The following is a 659-nucleotide window of genomic DNA, read 5'->3' as shown; positions in this document are numbered from 1 at the left end:
GACGGTTGAGGTAGCCGCGCGCCACCCCCGCCCCGCCGATATGGAGCTCACCCACCGCTCCGAACGGAACCGGCTGGCCATGAGCGTCCAGCAGATACACCCGCGTGTTCGCGATCGGACGCCCGATATGTGGCACAGCGTCACTGAAGAGCTGTCCCGAGGTTGCCACGACAGTAGCTTCAGTAGGGCCATAGTTGTTTATTAAGTTGATTGGCGACGGTCCCAGGGAAGGCACACGCTGGAGACGATCACCACCGATAAGCAAGTACTCCAAGGTGGGATTTATCAGCTCGCCTTCTAACGCGGTTACAGCCAGCGGCGTGACTAAAAAGGCCGCGTCCAGTGATTGATCACGCCACCATTGCAGCAGACCAAGGGAATCCTCTGCTGACGCTCTGGGCGGGAGCAGCAATGTGCTACGATTGTATAATGCAGACCATAACTCCCAAGCGCTGGCATCGAATGCCACTCCAGCCGTGAGTGTGCAGCAGGTTTCTGGTTGCGGACAAAATGTTTGCACATGCCATGCTGTGAGATTGACCAGGCTTTGATGCTCGACCATGACGCCCTTTGGGGTTCCGGTTGAGCCTGAGGTGTAGATGACATAGGCGAGATGGCTGGAGGTCAGGCCAAGGGCGCGCGGGTCGGGGTTCGAGGCG

The 659-nt window shown here is 58.6% G+C and carries 1 protein-coding gene; it reads right to left on the bottom strand.

The genetic code is table 11. From position 1 onward, the window contains the following. Positions 1-659, bottom strand: a 659-nt coding sequence (locus tag D3227_RS40555) for an AMP-binding protein (protein WP_147377848.1), incomplete at both ends; no start/stop codon positions are given.

The organism is Mesorhizobium waimense (genome assembly GCF_003601975.1).
GTDB lineage: Bacteria > Pseudomonadota > Alphaproteobacteria > Rhizobiales > Rhizobiaceae > Mesorhizobium > Mesorhizobium waimense.
Note: the sequence above shows the minus strand (reverse complement) of the source record. Positions and strands in the feature narration are given on the sequence as shown.